This is a genomic window from Planctobacterium sp. AWM4_229, assembly GCF_056160305.1.
The window spans coordinates 159,089-177,383 of sequence record NZ_JBSWWX010000002.1; the positions used below are offsets into that span (position 1 = coordinate 159,089).

General features: G+C 46.3%; 14 protein-coding genes. 7 read left to right on the forward strand and 7 right to left on the reverse strand.

The annotated features are described in order from the left end of the window. Positions 1 to 46: 46 nt before the first annotated feature. The 4 genes from ACXAGP_RS03830 to ACXAGP_RS03845 all read right to left on the reverse strand — a co-directional run bounded on the left by ACXAGP_RS03830 (position 47) and on the right by ACXAGP_RS03845 (position 4,679). Positions 47 to 1,258 carry an aminotransferase class V-fold PLP-dependent enzyme gene (locus ACXAGP_RS03830; RefSeq protein WP_475259650.1) on the reverse strand — a complete coding sequence of 404 codons (1,212 nt, stop codon included), beginning with the start codon at positions 1,256 to 1,258 and terminating at the stop codon, positions 47 to 49. Continuing rightward, a complete protein-coding gene (locus ACXAGP_RS03835) occupies positions 1,249 to 2,553 on the reverse strand; it encodes a phenylacetate--CoA ligase family protein (RefSeq protein ID WP_475259652.1) in 1,305 nt (434 codons plus the stop codon). Before ACXAGP_RS03835 ends, ACXAGP_RS03830 begins: the two co-directional genes overlap by 10 nt. A 295-nt stretch (positions 2,554 to 2,848) precedes the next feature. Then, a complete protein-coding gene (locus ACXAGP_RS03840; RefSeq protein ID WP_475259654.1) occupies positions 2,849 to 3,022 on the reverse strand; it encodes a hypothetical protein in 174 nt (57 codons plus the stop codon). A 592-nt stretch (positions 3,023 to 3,614) separates the two neighbouring features. After that, positions 3,615 to 4,679, reverse strand: coding sequence for a hypothetical protein (locus ACXAGP_RS03845; protein WP_475259655.1), 1,065 nt, complete (start codon positions 4,677 to 4,679; stop codon positions 3,615 to 3,617). A 566-nt stretch (positions 4,680 to 5,245) separates the two neighbouring features. On the opposite strand from ACXAGP_RS03845, the gene ACXAGP_RS03850 reads away from it, so the two are divergent. After that, positions 5,246 to 5,800, forward strand: coding sequence for a hypothetical protein (locus ACXAGP_RS03850; RefSeq protein ID WP_475259656.1), 555 nt, complete (start codon positions 5,246 to 5,248; stop codon positions 5,798 to 5,800). Between the two features lie 265 nt (positions 5,801 to 6,065). On the opposite strand, the gene ACXAGP_RS03855 is transcribed toward ACXAGP_RS03850, so the two are convergent. Beyond that, positions 6,066 to 6,236 (reverse strand): hypothetical protein, encoded by a 171-nt coding sequence (locus ACXAGP_RS03855; RefSeq protein ID WP_475259657.1) that lies wholly within the window; start codon positions 6,234 to 6,236, stop codon positions 6,066 to 6,068. Here ACXAGP_RS03855 and ACXAGP_RS03860 point away from each other — a divergent pair. The 4 genes from ACXAGP_RS03860 (at position 6,235) to ACXAGP_RS03875 (ending at position 12,318) form a co-directional block, all read left to right on the forward strand. Beyond that, positions 6,235 to 9,129 carry a TonB-dependent receptor gene (locus tag ACXAGP_RS03860; protein WP_475259658.1) on the forward strand — a complete coding sequence of 965 codons (2,895 nt, stop codon included), beginning with the start codon at positions 6,235 to 6,237 and terminating at the stop codon, positions 9,127 to 9,129. The genes ACXAGP_RS03855 and ACXAGP_RS03860 overlap by 2 nt on opposite strands. Positions 9,130 to 9,204: 75 nt before the next feature. Next, positions 9,205 to 10,752 carry a tryptophan halogenase family protein gene (locus ACXAGP_RS03865; RefSeq protein ID WP_475259659.1) on the forward strand — a complete coding sequence of 516 codons (1,548 nt, stop codon included), beginning with the start codon at positions 9,205 to 9,207 and terminating at the stop codon, positions 10,750 to 10,752. Positions 10,753 to 10,773: 21 nt separating this feature from the next. Next, the gene (locus tag ACXAGP_RS03870) at positions 10,774 to 11,538 is read left to right on the forward strand and encodes a SapC family protein (RefSeq protein ID WP_475259661.1); all 765 of its coding nucleotides are present in this window, start codon (positions 10,774 to 10,776) and stop codon (positions 11,536 to 11,538) included. A gap of 42 nt (positions 11,539 to 11,580) precedes the next feature. Then, entirely contained in the window at positions 11,581 to 12,318 is a 738-nt protein-coding gene (locus ACXAGP_RS03875; RefSeq protein ID WP_475259662.1) for a DUF6445 family protein, read from the forward strand. A 30-nt stretch (positions 12,319 to 12,348) separates the two neighbouring features. On the opposite strand, the gene ACXAGP_RS03880 is transcribed toward ACXAGP_RS03875, so the two are convergent. Then, the gene (locus ACXAGP_RS03880) at positions 12,349 to 15,447 is read right to left on the reverse strand and encodes a TonB-dependent receptor (protein WP_475259664.1); all 3,099 of its coding nucleotides are present in this window, start codon (positions 15,445 to 15,447) and stop codon (positions 12,349 to 12,351) included. 114 nt (positions 15,448 to 15,561) lie between these two features. Beyond that, positions 15,562 to 16,449 carry a diguanylate cyclase gene (locus ACXAGP_RS03885; RefSeq protein ID WP_475259665.1) on the reverse strand — a complete coding sequence of 296 codons (888 nt, stop codon included), beginning with the start codon at positions 16,447 to 16,449 and terminating at the stop codon, positions 15,562 to 15,564. Positions 16,450 to 16,632: 183 nt separating this feature from the next. Between ACXAGP_RS03885 and ACXAGP_RS03890 the strand changes: the two genes are divergently transcribed. Beyond that, the gene (locus ACXAGP_RS03890; RefSeq protein ID WP_475259667.1) at positions 16,633 to 17,190 is read left to right on the forward strand and encodes an RNA polymerase sigma factor; all 558 of its coding nucleotides are present in this window, start codon (positions 16,633 to 16,635) and stop codon (positions 17,188 to 17,190) included. After that, positions 17,187 to 18,239, forward strand: a complete 1,053-nt coding sequence (locus ACXAGP_RS03895; protein ID WP_475259668.1) for a FecR family protein — start codon at positions 17,187 to 17,189, stop codon at positions 18,237 to 18,239. The genes ACXAGP_RS03890 and ACXAGP_RS03895 overlap by 4 nt, the downstream gene beginning before the upstream one ends. Positions 18,240 to 18,295: the final 56 nt, after the last annotated feature.

Below are 18,295 nucleotides of genomic sequence, written 5' to 3' on the forward strand. Positions count from 1 at the left end.
TTAATGTCATTTGAATTACTTTGACTGGATGATGGTGCTTTCATCGCTAAAGCCCCATGAAAGAAACAAGTTCATCTAGAGACTCATAAAACCTCTCGATTTCCTCAGTGGTGTTATAGATGTAAGCAGAAATCCGCAGAATCTCGCCATCCATTTGGTCATCCACCACGGGTTGAGCACACATGTGCCCGGTTCGGCACATGAATCCGTAGGAATCACTGAGCGATCTGGCAATATCAGACAAATCATTACATCCCTTGATCCTCAAACTACCAATAGCGCAGCGATTTTTAGTGGTTTTTGTGCCCAACAACTTGAGGTAATCTCGGTCCTGAGCGCCTTTAATAATGGCAGCGGTTAACTCTTCGGTGTGTTCTCTAGATTCCTCAGGGCTGATTTGACTGAGATACGACAGCGCCGCGCCCAATCCCAAGGTTGAAGCAATTGGAGGGGTCCCAGCCTCGAAACGATGCGGAATTTTTCGCTGCTGTGAACCTTCAATATCCACCCAGTCCACCATTCCACCACCAAGCATGAGAGGCTTTAATGCATTGAGTCTTTCCGTTTTGCCATACAAACAACCAACCCCTGTCGGACCTAACATTTTATGTGCGGAGAAAGCCAAAAAATCAATCGGAAGTTTAGACACGTCCAGGCGCATGTGGGGATGTGGAATTGACTGAGCCGCATCCACCACCACAATAGCGTCACAGGCTTCTTTGGCCGCCTTTGCCATTTCTTCAACCGGCGCCACGTTGCCGGTAACATTGGAACAATGGGTCAATACCACGGCTTTGGGCTTCAACTTTAACAATTCATGATAGTGCTCCAAATCGATAGAACCATCATTGTTCAGTCTTACCAGTTCTAACTTTGCAAAGCGTCGCCAAGGCAATAGCTGAGCATGATGTGAATCCAGGAAGCCGACCACCATGTCATCAGATTGCAGACCCAGGCCGTGAGCGACCAGATTTAATGATTCAGTGGTGCCTTTGGTAAAGACAATTTCATTACCATAGGCGCCCAAATACTGTGCGATGGAATAACGAACTCGTTCGTAAGCGTCCGAGGCTTCTTCTGACAGATAATATTTACCTCGATGTATATTAACGCCATTTTGCGAATAATAATCAGACATTGCGTCAATCACGATTTGGGGCTTCAAAGAAGTGGCGGCGCTATCCAGATAAGTAATACCTTGCCCATCAATTTGGCGCTTTAGAACCGGAAAGTCCGCCTGGCATTCAGCTATACCCATGATAGTTGTCTCCTTTTTTCTTCTCTCATTGCTACAGCGGATACACATGAGATAAATTTTCCACCGCGATCAGCAGGTAAGTATTGAGTTTCAGAGCAACTGACATTGTTGCTCTTGAGAGTATCCTTGAATTGCTCAAGCAGATGTTTCTCTTTTTGTTGAGTCCAAGCTTCATTGCGTAGATATTGAAATACGAACTCATCGTCATTGATTTGATTCATTTGATACATATCCATCCAATCAGCCGGGCCAATAAGTTCATCCAACTCTTTCGGCGTAACTACCCTACCGTTATTTAGCCAAAGAGCATTTTTTACCCGGCCCTCGGCACGCACTACGGGTGCAGAGTTCCCACAGGTACAGGGTTCAGCGTTCAATCGGTACATGTCACCAGTGGCATAGCGGATGTGTGGTGATAATTCATCACCAAGAGTTGTAATAATTAGTTCTGCGAGTTCTCCCGGCTCTGCAGGGCGCCCATCCTTAATAAATTCAACGTGGTAATCTTCAATGTTCATGTGCTGTCTTCCATGAGGACATTCAAATCCGAGATATCCTAATTCAGACATGCCCAACATATCGGCAAAGGCAACTTTATCACCGTAGCATTCTTTGATTTGCCTCCTTGCCACCTGCGTACACAATGTATAACCGGACATGATACAAAAGCCCTCTTTTTTATGAGGAATACGCCCGGCTTTTTTCATGGCACGAGTCAGGAATGCAAAGTGAGTTGGATCCACAAAAAGTAAATGCGGGTCATACTCTTCAATCTCGTCCAGTGCCATATTGACCATGCGCTCAGGGGTAGTAAGAAGATCGTGGTATACTGGCAATACCAAAGTACCATCATCTAGCATCCGGCTATCCATGGTACTATTGGGATTGGCACACTCAACATCAGAACAATTTGGCGCAGCAAAACGACAAGTTCGCAATTTGAGTCCCGGTTTCCAAAGAGCAGAGAAATTTGGATTAACAGAAATACAGCTGGCCTGACGCCTTGCCAGATCATAGGACAAAACAACGCTCACCAGACGGTCACCCTCAGTACCGGAACTTTGAAAGCGCATAACATGAGGACTTTTTAGGTTGTATCCGGAGGCAAGCACACCGACAGGGAAGCTTTTTCTATAATCCTTTTTTACTGTGGGAGGGATACGAGCAATATCGTCGGGCGTCTTGATATCGCCGGGCACCAAGCCAGCCTGCTCCATGTGTTTTCGAAAAAAGTGAGTATTGTTATAGGCGTACAGAATTTCGTCTTGAACTTCGCGAAAGTTAGAGTTCATCATCGTAAATCTACCATTTTATTAGTTTTCTTATTCTTCTTGTCAATCGTGCTTATTCATAGCTGCTACCTAAGTAGTATCCCTTTTAAAAGCTTTCCTGAATGAAAGCGCAATTATTGGAATCCACCCCGGCCATTGGTCACTTGCTGGCCAAGCCAACCATGATATGCACCAGAGATTTCGGACAATTTAATCAGTTATTTTTGGATCTTTATTAATGCCACTACCGCTATAACTCGCTATATCCATCCAGCGTATTCAATTCGCAGATGAGAAATTAGCTATTTACGCGCTCATATTAAGTGGCTACAGCCTTACCCATCTCACGCGTGAGATCTTCTTTTATCGCTTCTGCAAGTTGGCGTTTTCCAATGTAGATACCATCCTTTTCATCATGCTTTCCCTGCCAATATCCTTTTTCATAATATTTCTGGATCAATGCAACGGTTAAATCATCTACAGCGGACTGCATACTTCTTCCTTCACTATTGGGCGCTATTTATATTTTTAATAAAACCGTGTAGGCAAATAAACATCACAGTTCTTATTGTGTATTTTTTTAGGCACCACTCAAATTCGGAGTAGTAATCTAACCAATGAAAAGCGGGGAGTCAATTAAATAAAAGTTACAATAAAACAACACAAAATTAAGGTAAATGGTTGAAAATAAGAGATAACTGGCCTTTACATGCAATACATTATACTCATCCGACCAGGTTGAATTATTTCCTTGTTGTTAATAAATCAACATCATTACGCACTTTGACCAACTAGCGAGGCGAACAATTGCAATAACTTGTTTTTTGCAAATAATGGTCAACAATAATAGTCCCGGATACCCTACAAAACAGCACATCCGCAGTGTATCAGTGGTTCTGAACACTGGAATGATTATTGTCTCTTAAATAACCCCAGACTAGAACGCCCTTCACCTCATTATGACTTTTTGCCACAAGACTGAGTGCTCAAGGAAAGTAGCAGGATTGGTATTTTTTTACTCTTAATAGGTAATTAAAGGTAAAGAAAGAACATTTATTGAACAAAGTGACAAACAACTTTTCTCTTTAATCAGAATTTTGTAAATAATTCAAAACTTTAGACATTACATCATCGCATTGTTTTTTATCGGATAAATCGACGGCATCCCAGTCGAAACCAAGATCTATTGAAAAAACATTCATGGTAAGAAGTTTCCTCAATACATCAGGGGACTGAATATTGCGGATTTCGTATTTATACTCTTGAGGTTTGGCTACTGATTTATTCCCTTCAATGATGCTCTTTATATTTTCATTTATTATCCTCTTGTCTTCAACGTTGAGCATTCTCCTGTCAGTTTTGTATTGTTTTTCAACGGTTAATATGATTTTTTTAGTTTTGGTAAACGGCCAAGATAAGCCTTGTTGATATGCCTTGGGCACACAAGGGTAACGAGCCAACACATTGTAATTATCATAAGCTCCCATGGAAATGCCCATAATATTTGCCTGTTCCTTTACAGTGAGCGGTTTTTCTCCTTTCATTTTATTAACCGAAGAAATGGTTTCCAACTCTTGTTGCGCCGCGAGAAATGATTCCAATTTACCGAAAGGCGAGAGATCTTCGCGACTGGCATTTTCCTGGAATTGCTTAATGCGCTTAAAAAGCGGCGGTTCGTTGTATACCTTAAATTGCGCGGCACCGTCCGCGCCAAAAGCAAAAATCATGGCGAAGAACCGACGATGCCCTGTCAAAACCCGGTAGTTACCATCATCCAGAGGATAAATTGTCGGCACTTGAATGATTTCTGACATCAAAATGTTTTCCGCTAATTCGATGATAGACTCAATATTCTTTGCCGCTAAGTTCTTCTCTTTCGTGCCATTTTCAAAACAGTTAATGAAACAAGACTTGCCCACCAACACCTTATTTTTGGCATTGTATATTTCAATTAACTGTGTTTTTGAAATAACTCTTCTAACAAATTGTTTGGCATGAATATCACTGATAATGCATGAAGGCAAAAAACGAGCATTGTCAGGATCTGGAAAAACTTTATTTAAAAACAGAACTTTATAGTCATATGTTGCTCTGGACATAATTTCCTCAGTGCTGCTATTTTTTGAAGCAGCAATGAGTTCACTTTTCATACTCGGAGAAGTCATCGGCAATTTTCCATTATTCTGTTTTCCTATTGAGAGGCTTCAACCTCAGCAGCACTTTTAAGACTTTTATGAGATGGTGACTCAGTCGCCAATTTACAACTTTTTAGTATGTGGTTTTGCGGTATAAATAGCAATTGCTGCAACAGCCTGCAATTCGCTTAATCCGCATCTTTGCATTGAAAAAGACAATCGTTGACGCTTCAAGAATAGTCTGATTACAGTGGTTTAAATTTTCAAAAGTGTGTTCTGTGATTTGCGCTATTCAATTGTAAAATGAACAACGACAAAGGGAGGAGTACTTTAAATATTGAGCGCCTTTATCGTTGACGTTATTGTTTAGCAATTAATTTCCTCTCCTTTTGAACGCAGATTTTGCCAAAAAATTAATCAACTCGATGTCGCCTCCCTGTCAATTTGTGCACTTTTACCCCCATATTTTTTGCTTTGGTAAAGCTCTGTAAATGTTAGGTAAAGCCGCTCAAATTGAGCACTTTTTGTCTGATAGCCTACAGGTATTGATGCATTTTTAAATGCGCAAAAGAGGACAAGATATGATTGATTCAATTTCTTCTGGTGGCTTTACACCACCGCCACAATTAAGCCGCACTCTCAGTGATGAGCAAAGCAGTACTGTCAGTTCCATTTTGGAAAACTATGATGCCGATAATCTGTCTACCGCTGACGCCAAAGATATTGCAACGCAACTCAAGGATGCCGGAATACAACCCGGAAAGGGCCTCGCAGATGTGATGGCCCAAAATGGTTTTGATGCCAAAGAAGTGGGTAAACTGGCCGGGGTTGAACCGCCTCAATTTGCTCGCTCCTTAAGCGATGAGCAAAGCAGCACGGTAAGCTCCATTCTGGAAAGTTTTGACGCCGAAAATCTCACGGCGACTGACGCGAAAGACATCGCTGCACAGTTAAAAGATGCGGGCATAAAACCGGGTAAAGATCTTGCGAATGTGATGGCACAAAATGGTTTTGATGCCAAAGAAGTGGGCAAATTGGCTGGTGTTGAACCACCTCCACCACCAGCAGCACAGCAAGGCGGCAATCAACAAGAAAGCGCTGGAGATTCCGGAAGCACCATTTCGATACTGGTTTAGTCCAAACTCTCGCTTATAAGCTGAGCAGGTTTACAAAAATCCGGTTTTATTTTGTAAGCCTGTTACATCAAGCTCATCAAATTTTAAAATTAGATAACTCAATGTAAATCATACAGTTAGCCGGTTAACCAAACGTCCCCAATACCTTTCTGGCAGCCCTTAACAAAGACCAGTTGTTAATTTTTCGTAAATTTTTTTAGCGGAAATTTAACCGTCCTTCGTCTTTACCCCTGACGTGAACATTGACACAGCTGACACAGCTTTTTCAGTGGTTCATAGCATTGTGTTGTTTCTTCTCGTGTTGTGTTTTTGCCAGCTTTACCTCGTAGAGCTGGCCTTTTTCCAGCAGCCACGCCCGGCGTTTATTGCTGTTTAGCACAACCTGACTAAGCCACAACACAACAACAAACGCTTTTTTCAGGACACACATCATCATGTTAAAAAGAACTAAATTATCTGCCGCTGTTTTAGCCGCTATGGCTTCGCTGAGCACCACGTCGAGTGTCTCAGCCCAGGAGGCGGCATCGGGTGACGGATTTGAGCTTATTCAAGTGCGTGGTATTCGCGGCAGTATGGCCCGCGCCATGGATGTTAAACGCGAATCCGGTGGCGTTGTGGATGCCATTTCAGCAGAAGATATCGGTAAATTTCCCGATACCAATGTGGCAGAATCACTACAGCGTATTACGGGTGTTTCGGTAGACCGTTCAGGTGGTGAAGGCCAGTTGATTACGGTGCGGGGTTTCGGCCCGGAGTTTAATACCGTATTAGTAAATGGTCGTCAGATAGCGTCTGAAAACAATTCTCGCGCCTTTAGTTTCGACACCATCGCCTCTGAATTAGTGCGCAGCCTTGATGTGCACAAAACTAGCACGGCCACCATGCAATCTGGTGGCATTGGCGCCACCATCAATATCGAAACCGCAAAACCCTTTAACATCGATGGCTTTAAAGTGGCAGGTAGCATTAAAGGTGTCTATGACGAAAACAGCGAAGAAGCAACACCGCAGGTATCAGGCCTGATTTCCAACACCTTCAATGATGAAACCTTTGGTGTACTGCTGGCAGTTTCTCACCAAGAGCGGGAAACCCGCTTAAACCAGGCGCAAATGGACGGCTGGCTGGAAAACGTCGGAGTACCAAACCCGGTTACTCGCGATGGCACGCCCTGGGAAGGCACCATCTTCTCTCCCCGTAACTACGACCACAAAGTGACCTTTGAAGATCGTACCCGCACTAACGCCAATCTGGTATTTCAATACGCCGCCAGTGACGATGTAGTGGTTACCGCTGATTTCCTGTATTCCGATTTTGACGTGCGCACCGATGCCACCTCTTATGGCCATTGGTTTACAGCTCCTAACATTCAGGGGGTTGGCGATGATGGCAGTCTGTTTGACGATAATGGCAACCGCCGCTCCGCTATCGTGGACGAAAACGGCACCGTGGTAGATCTTTACCAGGAAATTGGTCTGGCGACAGATATGCACTCTAAAAAGTTTGATCGCCTGACCGAAACCTCTGATATCGGGTTAAACATCGCCTGGAACGTCAATGACAATCTGAAGCTGGATTTTGACCTGCACCATTCCAGCGCAGAGCGAGAAGCCAATAACGGTGGCGAAAACCAGTTGTCGCTGATTGGTTACTCCAATCGGGTTCGCTTTCAGGTAGATAACAGTATTCTGCCACTGGCCACCATGTTTGCCTCACCTAATGGCAATATCTACAGCGGCCAACAAGAAATTGATGTGCAGGCAGGCGGTCAGCCCCTCACGGTTGCGGATCCCAATAATCCCGGCTTTGTAATGTATAACCCCTTGATCGGTGGTGCCACAGGTGCTGCTGGCGTAGGCGATCACCTGGATGAAGCCAATAGTCGTGCCCACGTTATGTTGCGTCGGGGCTGGGCAGTGGAAGATGACGTTACTCAATTCCGCCTGGACGGCGAATGGGACGAAGGTCAGGATACTGGTCTGGTGAAAGCCAAGTTCGGTTTGCAGTACTCCACAGAAGAAAAATCTCTCACCCGTTGGGACAACGAAACCGGCGTACATTGCTTGTATTGCGGATATCCCGATGCGCCTGTGGTACCCGCAGATATGCAATATGTGTTTGATGCCGGTAACGATTTCCTAAGTGGTGTCAGTGGCAGTGGCCGCATGCCCACCCAGTGGCTGGCCCACAATGGTGAAGCCATGTTCGCTTACCTGGAGCAGGTATCCGGACAAAGCTTTGATGCTGTACAAAAAGACAATTCCTTTGACGTAGAAGAAAGCATCATTTCGGCTTATCTGGAGCTGGATTTTGTTGGTGATTTAGCCAAGCGCCCCATTTACATTACCGCGGGTATGCGCCTCGAATCCACGGATGTGGACGTATCAGGTACCCAGGCGGTACTGGAGAGCTTAACTGTATTGGATGCCACCGAGCTCAATCAAAACTACGGTACACCTGCCGCAATTTCTGAAAGCTCAAGCTATGATGCGGTGCTGCCCAATGTCGCCATTAAGTGGGATTTTACCGACGATTTAATTATTCGCGCCGCAGCATCACGCAGTCTTACTCGTCCGACGCTGGAGAGTATGTCACCGGCAGTGGTGATCACCACTACCCGTCAGGGCGGAGATTTGCGCTCCTTCTCAGGAAATCCGGCCTTGCAACCATTTACTTCAGACAATTTCGATTTGTCGGCTGAATGGTATTACGACGATGCCAGTTATGCATCGGCAGGCTACTTCCGCAAAGAGGTCTCTAACTTTATCGTCAATGGACAAAGCGCGCTGACCTTCGATGCGCCGGGCGGTGGCTTAGTGCAAGATCCATCTTCTGGCAGTGATGCGGTGTTCACTAATACGCTACCCAGCAACGGTGAAAATGCCTCGGTGGATGGTCTGGAACTGGCCTGGCAGCACACCTTCGACAGCGGTTTTGGCTTTATTGCCAACGCCACCTTTGCCGACAGTAATGCCGAGCTTGACCCAACCGATACCACGCAAATATTTGCACTAACTGGTTTAAGTGATTCCATGAACCTGGTGGGCTTTTATGAGCAAGGTCCGTTTCAGGTGCGCTTAGCCTGGAACTGGCGTGATGAGTTTGTGCAGTCGCTTACCCAGGTTCAGGGCAATGGCCCTACGATTGTAGAGGATTACCAACAATTGGATATGAGCGGTAGTTACGACATCACCGATAACATCACCCTGTTCTTCGAAGGTATTAACCTCACCGAAGAATACGTGCACAAACGCGGCCGATTCGACAACCACCTGCTCTTGGTGGAAGATAGTGGCAGGCGCTTTGCTTTGGGTATTCGAGGCAATTTCTAAACCTCGCTATTATGCCGCTACCTCGGGTAGCGGCTTTGTTGTTTAAATCAGTTTAACAAGACGCGCATTGAGATCATGAACAAACAAGATATCAGACAGGTAGTGGTGGTAGGTGGCGGTGCTGCTGGCTGGCTTACCGCAGGCCGTATCGCCGCTCACCATAACAGTAAGCAAGCAGGCGCATTACAGGTAACCCTGGTGGAGTCTCCTAACATACCTACCATCGGCGTCGGCGAGGGCACCTGGCCTACCATGCGGGATACCCTGTTAAAACTGGGCATTAGCGAAACCGAGTTTATTCGCGAATGCGAAGCCAGTTTTAAGCAAGGCGCCAAATTTTGCCGCTGGGTTACCGGTCAAAACGACGATTTTTATTATCACCCTCTGGTATTGCCGCAAGGCTTTAATCAATGCGATTTAGTGCCCCATTGGCAGCAAAGCCAGACGGGGCAATCCTTTTCAGAATCAGTGTGTTACCAGGAGAGTATCTGTGAGCACGGTCTGGCTCCCAAAACCCTGCAAACCCCCGAGTTCGCGGCGGTAGTCAATTACGCCTATCACCTTGATGCGGGTAAGTTTACTAAGCTACTCACCCGTCATTGCACCGAGAAACTTGGCGTTAAGCACATTCAGGCGGATGTGGTGGACATCAAAAACCACGCCAATGGTTATATCCAGTCCCTGCTCACACAACAGGCAGGCGAAGTCTCCGGAGATTTATTTGTCGATTGTACTGGTTTTCAGTCGCTGCTATTGGGCAAACACCTGAAAGTCCCTTTTGTGGATCGCAGTGACGTCCTCTTTTCCGATACCGCACTGGCAGTACAGGTACCCTACGAACAGGAAGACTCCCCAATTGCCAGCCATACGATTTCCACTGCGCAATCCGCTGGCTGGATTTGGGATATCGGTCTGCAAACACGACGCGGTGTAGGTTATGTGTATTCCAGTGAGCACTGCAATGAATCTCAAGCCATGCAAGAACTGGCCAGCTATGTCGGGCCACAGTTTGAGAATCTGAACATTCGCAAAATTCCCATCCACTGCGGACATCGCCAGCAGTTTTGGCAAAACAATGTGGTGGCGGTTGGGTTATCCGCGGGTTTTCTGGAGCCATTAGAGGCCTCTGCTCTGGTGCTGGTAGAGATGTCGGCTACCATGATTGCCGAGCAAATGCCGGCAAATAATGAGGTTATGGCCGTGATCGCCAAGCGTTTTAATGAAACCTTTATCTATCGCTGGGATCGTATCGTCGATTTCCTGAAACTGCATTACCTGTTAAATCAACGCAACGACAATACTTTCTGGCAAGACCACCGCAATCCACAAAGCGTACCGGACTCGTTGCAGGAGCTGATGCAATTATGGCGCTATCATCCTCCTCAGGATCACGATTTTACCAGTAATAATGAGGTGTTTCCGGCTGCCAGTTACCAATACATATTGTATGGAATGGGTTTTAAAAGCGAATTCCAGCATCGCTATTTAAGCGCCAACACACGCCAGATGGCCGAACAACAGTTCAGCATCAATCAACGCAATATCCAGCAAGTTTTGTCTCGATTACCGCACAATCGCGACATTTTAAATAAAATTAAACAATACGGCCTGCAGGCCATTTAACCGAGTTTTAAGGAGTTAACCATGTCGAAACTTGTCGCGTTAAGCCGCCAGACACACCAGCAAGTCCGCATTGATAAAAGCCAGGTGGAACAGCAAGCCAGTGAATTGCATTTGATACCCGTAGTGCTGCCCGAGTTTCGCAAGTTGCTGGTGCACTACCCCATCGTTTTTTCCAAGAGCAGCGAAACCGGACAGTTTATGTGTTCAGCCCTGTTAGGCTTTGAACAGGGAGAAAATCTATTCTGGCAGCAAGGAGCATGGCAAGGCATTTATGTTCCGTTACAGGTGACACGTCAGCCGTTTTTCCTGGGGCAACAGGAGACTGGTTCGGGGCAGGATCCCAATTCAGCAAAAGACCCAGTAATGTGCATCAACGAAGCCCATCCGGCCTTGGGCACTAAAGGTGAAGCCTTATTTGATGCACAAGGACAACCCAGTACCTACCTACAAAGCCAGCAACGGGATTTAATGACATTGTTGCAAGGAGAACAGCTCACGCAACAATTTATTGTACGATTATTGGAGCTGGGGTTAGTCACTGCGATGTCGCTGCAAATCCAGTTTGCAGACAACAGCAGCACCAAAGTTAATGGCCTGTATACCATTGATGAAGACAAGTTGGACGCTCTGGATAACGATACTTTGGCTGAGTTGCAACAAGCCGGTTATCTCTCAGATATTTATGCCATGGTGCATTCTACCGGGCAAATCTACAATCTGATTGATAAGAAAAATCAGCGCCTTGATCAGGCACAAAGCTGGTTTAAAGCCGCTGGGCAAGACTAGTCAATTGGGTGGTTAACATAAAACTTCATGTCAGGGAGCCTGATGTCAGAGCCGATGCTATTTAATCCACAAGCCAAAGTGCAATTACACTGGATTGCACCAGAAGACAGTGCTGCAGAACAATCTGCTGTCGCAGCTCCCCTGTTGGTAATTGATGACTGTTTATCATCGCCAGAGAGTTTGGTTGATGCAGCTTGCCAGGCGACATTTGAGCGAGATAGTGGGGATTTTTATCCGGGTGTGCGTGCCCCTTTGCCGCAAGCATATATTGATATCATGAGTACTACCCTGAGTGAAAAACTCAGGGCGACGTTGGGCTTAACAAACTCAGATGCAAAATGCGTATTTTCGGCATTTTCAGTGGCTAATCAGGCGGAAAAATCCTTAAAGCCCATCCAGTGCATTCCCCATTTTGACGATACTTGTGCCAATAAATTCGCCGTTGTGCATTATCTGTTTCAACAAGACCATGGCGGGACTGGATTTTTTCAGCACCGAAAAACCCGCTATTGCAGTATTAGCGTGCACAATCAAAATCACTATATGAAGACCCTGGGCATTCAGGCCACCACACAAGGCTTACCTGCAACGGAATATATTCAGGGCAATACGGATCTGTTTGCGGAATACCATCGGGTTGCAGCCAGATTTAACCGGGCGATAGTGTACCCTTGTAATTTGCTGCATTCGGGTATTATCAATCCCGATTTTGCTCTTTCAAGCCCTCCTGAACAAGGCCGACTTACTGCCAACCTGGCCTTGCAGATAAGGTCACAATGACTGAATTTAAGCGCAATTAACGACAAATAACTACAGCTTCCCGCGAATACCGAAGGAATAGCGAGTGCCCGTATCTTGTATCAATAATAGCTGATTGGCATAGCGACCGTGTTTGTGGACCACTTCGTTGCTGAGATTAATGCCTTCCACAAACAGCGATAAATTAGGGTTAATATCAAAGCTCATGCTCATATCCACTTGCTGGTAAGGTGCCACGAAGGTTGGCTCTGAGCTTTGACGCTGCACCAGCGATTGCAAAAAGCCCTCCCGCCGATTCCAAGCCAAGCGCCATTGCCATCGGCCCTTTTCGTAAAACAACACCAGATTCGAAGCATCGCTTAAACCCGTCAGGGCGAATTTATTGCTGACATCATCGCGATCCAGCTCGGCATTACTGTCCACCACAGTGGTATTACCCAAGATACTAAAGCCGCTTTCCCCAAACTGATGGCTAATGCTCAGCTCAATGCCCTGCACTTTGGCCTGCTCGCCATTTTGCGGTTGCACCAAATCGAATTCTGCGAGACTGTCGTTATTATCTGGAGCAGCGGGATCATCGCCAGTACTGGGATCGGTTACATCACCAAACACCACCGTGTTGGATTGGGTAGTAATAAAGTTACTAACGCGTTTTACAAAAAAGCCCAAAGATAAATAGCTGCTTTGCTGGTAGTAGTATTCCAGTGCAATATCCAGGTTTTCAGATTCGAAGGGCTGCAACTGAGTATTGCCAGAGCTGGCTCGCAAATCGCCCCCCTGGCGCGTGGTATTTAGGGTAACTCCCGGTGATAATTGTGAGATGGTGGGCCGGGTTAATGAGCGCGACCAGGCGAAACGACTGGTGAGTTCATCGCTCAGTTCCCATTTGGCGTTGAGAGAGGGTAACCAATTGCGATAACGATTTTCAAAAGTCACGGGTTGCAGCGCTCCGGTGACAGGCCCCAGCTCTGTCTGATCCAGAATATCCAGACGCTGTAACTGCTCAATGAAACCGGCGATATGCACCTTGGTATGCTCAAACCGCAGCCCGGCATGTAAGGTAAACGGCTTGTTTAACAAAGATTGATTGAGTACAAAATCCACATAAGCCGCGTTTATTTGTTCTGTTACCGCGAAAGAACTACCGCGTTTTGCCACCCCCAAATCGCTATTGTCATAACTTTCAAGAAAGCTAAATAACTGCTCACTATCGTGCCGCAACCACTGCTTGGGTATCCAATGATGACCAGAAACACCGCTGAGAAAATCTTCTCCGGCGCTGAATACCGTTTGAAAATCATCGGGAATGTCGGGGCTATCGAAGTAACCACAAAACTGACAATGGCGAGCATTAGCCTCGTTATCGTAGCGAGTATTCGTTTTCACTTGCTCAGTAAACTTATAACCAAAGTCCAGATAAAAGGGTTGAGCGAAGGCATCATCCCAATTGCCATCAATGCGAAATTGCTGCACTTCATCCTGAATGTGCCAGCCACGACGCAACATTACATGGGCCCGACCATTGCTCGGGTCGAGATAATGACTCACCCCAGAGGGAAAACCATTGGCATCCACCACGTTAGGTTCAGCCGATTCAAAACCGTCGATGCGCGGTAACAGGTAGCCCTGTTCAAGAGCAAAGCGGGAACGATTTAAATAACCAATCAGCGAGAGCGCATTCGCGGCGCCGTCTGTGTCGGCAATCTCGGCCCGTGACAATGACCAATCCAGCTCCCAGGCAAAAGCACTGTCGGGTTGCCACTCAATATTGAGTCCCAATGCATCGATTTTAGCAGGGCGATCAAAAGTCCGGGCGTGAAAATCCGTGGCATGGCCGATGTTCTGTTCAAACGAGACTGCGGTTCCTTGCTCATCCAAACTCACCTGTTCCAGATTACTGGAGGTAAACCAGTGCCCCATCGAAGTAGCGTTGGTGCTAACATCTAAACGGGTATGTAGCGCATCAGCCACAAACTCCAGGGTATCGTCTGGCCGATACTGCAAAACCAAGGTGGTGCCGGTACGCTTGCGCTCATCAAAACGCACGCGCTGGTCGTAATTGCGCGGCACAAATATGTTATCTGTCGGATTGCTTATCTGCTCTACTGGAATATTGGTGTTCACCAGCCAGCCATCGATTTGCGCTTCATCAATACGGGCATCCCGCTGCTGTTCATTAAACGCCAATAGCGCGCCAAATCGATTGTTGTGCCAGGTGTTAGATATCAGCGCTGAATATTGCGGTGAAAAATCACGACTGTTGCGGTCATACAGGCCCTTAACACTGCCTACAAACTGAAAATGAGGAATGGACAAGGGTCTGGCCGTTTGCACATCAATGGTGGCCCCGATGCTGCCGGATTGTTGCTGCGCATTTTGGGTTTTATACACATTTACGCCACTGACAATTTCTGATGCCAGGGTATCGAAACTGAACTCTCGCCCGAGGTTATCCGTTGCCATCTGGCGACCATTGAGCAATACCCGATTAAATTCCGGGCCAAAGCCACGAACCGTAACAAATTGCCCCTCACCTTCCGCTCTATCAATGGCGACACCAGCGATGCGTTGCAGGGATTCCGCGAGATTTTGATCCGGCAGCTTTCCAATCTCCACCGCCTGAATGTTATCCAGCACCACATCTGATTCGCGTTTGATGTTTTGAGACTCGCGAATACTGGCGCGATAACCCCGCACCATAATGTGTTCATAAGGGCTGATCGCTTTGGCAGGTTCGATTTTGATGAGATTGTCGTCACCGCGTACAAAGTCGATAAAACGTTCAAACAGCGATTGCGGCTCAGGCGGCACTTGCGGCTTTTCGCTAACGATGATCTGATTATCTTCACTGATTTGTGCCTGCAAACGCGTATCGGCTAACAAACGGGTAATGGCTTCAGAAGCCGGCAAATAGCCCTGCAGTGCGTTGGCCTGAATATCCTTAACCAGCGAATAAGGAAACACCACCGTGAGATTACCTTGAGAGGCAAATTCGATTAGCGCCTCATCAGCAGGTTTACTTTCAATCTGAAAACGGCGTAATTCCTCTTGTTCGGTGGCAATAACAGGCGTAGTGATCAGTAGCAATGCTGATGCCACCAGCTTCATGGGAAAACGAGTAAGGCCAGATTGATAAATGCGCTTCACCATCGGCAATTCAGGAAGATAAAGCCTGAACAAACAAATCACCGCTATAGGCAACGACGCCCGTCGAGGGATTTATTGACCAGGCGACAATAGCTGCGCCTTGAGTCTCGAGTTCGTTCATAGATTCATCTCTTTCATGTCTTCTATATTAAGCCACAAACGCTTGTCGTCCAGCGGGGTTTGTGCACTCATATTCGGGTTTTCCAAGCGGATCACCACTCTCTCATCCAGTCGAGCAAAGCTTAACGCATCTTTTATCATTGGGTGAGCATAAAACAACTGATCGTAGGAGCCATCTTCAATGGCACGCATAAACCCTTGCTGAATGTCGCTTGCCAGAGCATTATTGTCACGGGCCACAAAATAATACATAGCAAAAGGATAAATTAGTAATACCCGTGGCTCGATAGTCAGATTGAGTTCTGGTCTTGCGGCCACTTCACTCCAAGGCTCGTGAATGGCTCGCGGAAATAAATCAAAGCGCCCGCCTTCTAGCATGGGAAACAAGCTGGCGTACTTTACCGGTGTGACAACATTTAAACCCGCGTTTTGCAATACCACAGTATCTCCCCAAAAGCGTCCCTGCCCGACGGGAAAACGCTGCAGATCCGACAGACTATCAATGTTGGAAAAACGCGACTCTTCGCCTTGTCGAATGATAAAAATGCGATGCCCCAACATGCCTTTTAACACCGGAATACGCACCGGTAATAAGGTTTGCTCATACTGAATTTGGGTCCCTGCCCACATCACCGACATACTGCCTTCCTTGAGCATTTCGATTGAGCGTCCTTCGGTTTGCGCATTGGGCAAGGGCTGAAAACTATAGGAATCGCCATTGGCGGATTTACTCAATGCCAGTTTCAGAATCTCCGCGATCAGGTTCTCTTTCGGGTCATTGGATTTGGGGTGAATAATGGTGCTGGCTTGAACATTAATCAGCAGACCAACAAGGAATAGCAGGACGCAGACAAGAGACAGAATAAAAGCGTTTTTTTTAAACATCTGAGAATGACCATTTACTTCGATGCTCAGCATCGGATTTGTTATAAATATGTTAAATTAATGGTGGGACGATTCAGATCTGGAAATCCCCCAGAAAAAATTTAAAAAATTTTTGCGAGGCTACTGGTGGATTTTAATTTGTGATTCGTTTTACTCAGTGATTGCAATTAAGAACAGAACAAAATGCCATTAGACTCTACAATTCACGATGCTTACATGGCGGCCAGAAATGGCCTGTCACGCATGGTATCGCGTCTGGTGCCACCTAAAGAGGTGGAAGATATTGTACAGGAAACCTATGTTCGACTTTGTCAGGTTGAAAAACCTAAGTCGATCTCTGAGCCCAAGTCTTTTTTGTACCGTACCGCCAAAAACCTCGCTCTGGATCATTTAAAAAGAGCGGAAACTCGTCTGACTGACTGCCCCGAAGACAGTTTAGACAGCGTATTATTGGAACAAACGGTCGATAACACCTTACAAACTGTGGTGAGCGATCAGGAGTTTGGCCATTTTTGCGAAGCAGTTCGCCAACTCCCTGTCACTTGCCGCAAAGTGTTTGTCTTGAAAAAGGTGTACGGCTATTCCCAAAAGGAAATAGCAAAAATGATGAATATTAGTGAAAGTACTATCGAAAAACACATCGCTCAGGGAATGAAACGCAGTATGCTCTACGTTATGCAAAAACAGCAAAATGCTGTGGCCACAGAAACCGAATTCGTTAAGGGAGGAAAATCCCGATGAAGGATAATGTGATTTCCATTGAAGCTGCTCGCAAGGCAAATGAAGCAGAAGTGTTGGATGCCGCCGCTGACTGGATTGCCAAAATGGACCGTGGTTTAAAAAGCGATGAGGAGCAGGCCCTCAAAAACTGGCTTCAGGCCGATGAACAGCATCGCGAAATGTTATTCAAAATGGCGAAACTGTGGGACAACATGGCGGCACTGGAAAGGTTAAAATCGCTGTTTCCCGAACCGCCGGTTAAACAACAAAGCCGCAGCCCTTATGCCATCGCAGCTTCATTTTTCTTATTGGCGGGATTGCTGGCTTTTATCTGGAATAGCTCGGATTTGGGTTTCCTGGCAGAGGATGAGCTAGTTGTACTGTCGGAACAGCGCTTTGAAACCGGTACAGGGGATTCCAAAAAAGTCACCTTGTCTGATGGCAGCCAACTGGCCATCAATACCAACACCTCAGTGAAGGTCACCTTTACCGCACAACAACGGGTAATTGAGTTGTATCGAGGTGAAGTGCATGTGCAGGTAGCACATGATAAAGAAAAGCCCTTGAGTGTGTATGCGGCAAGACAAATTATTCAAGCCGTCGGCACCGCTTTTAATGTGGAATTACTCACCGACCAGGTTGAGCTGATTGTGACGGAAGGCAAGGTGCGCGTCGGAAAACAAACTGAAAACAATGACAACCCTTTGCAACCCCAACAGATAAGATTAAAAGACAGCTTGCCTGCATTGGAGCAAGGACAAAAAACGCTGCTCAGTGAGCAAGCGCTGGTCATAGAATCGGTAGCCAGCTCAGAAATAGACGCGGCATTATCCTGGCAACAAGGCAATCTGGTATTTCGCGGTGAGCCACTGGCACAGGTTTTAGCCGAAGTAAGTCGTTACAATGCAGTAAAATTCGAACTGACCAACCAGCAGCTCAATCAAATTCAAGTGGCGGGCCTGTTTAAAACCAATGACTTGTCGGGCTTTTTAAGCGCCTTGCAACAAAACTTTGATATCCAGCATCAACGCACTGCTGACAATCGTATCCTGTTGCGCCAGGGCAGTTAATGGCGCAACAGCATCTGGTCACACCAGTAGATACCACAGTTTATTTATTAAACTGT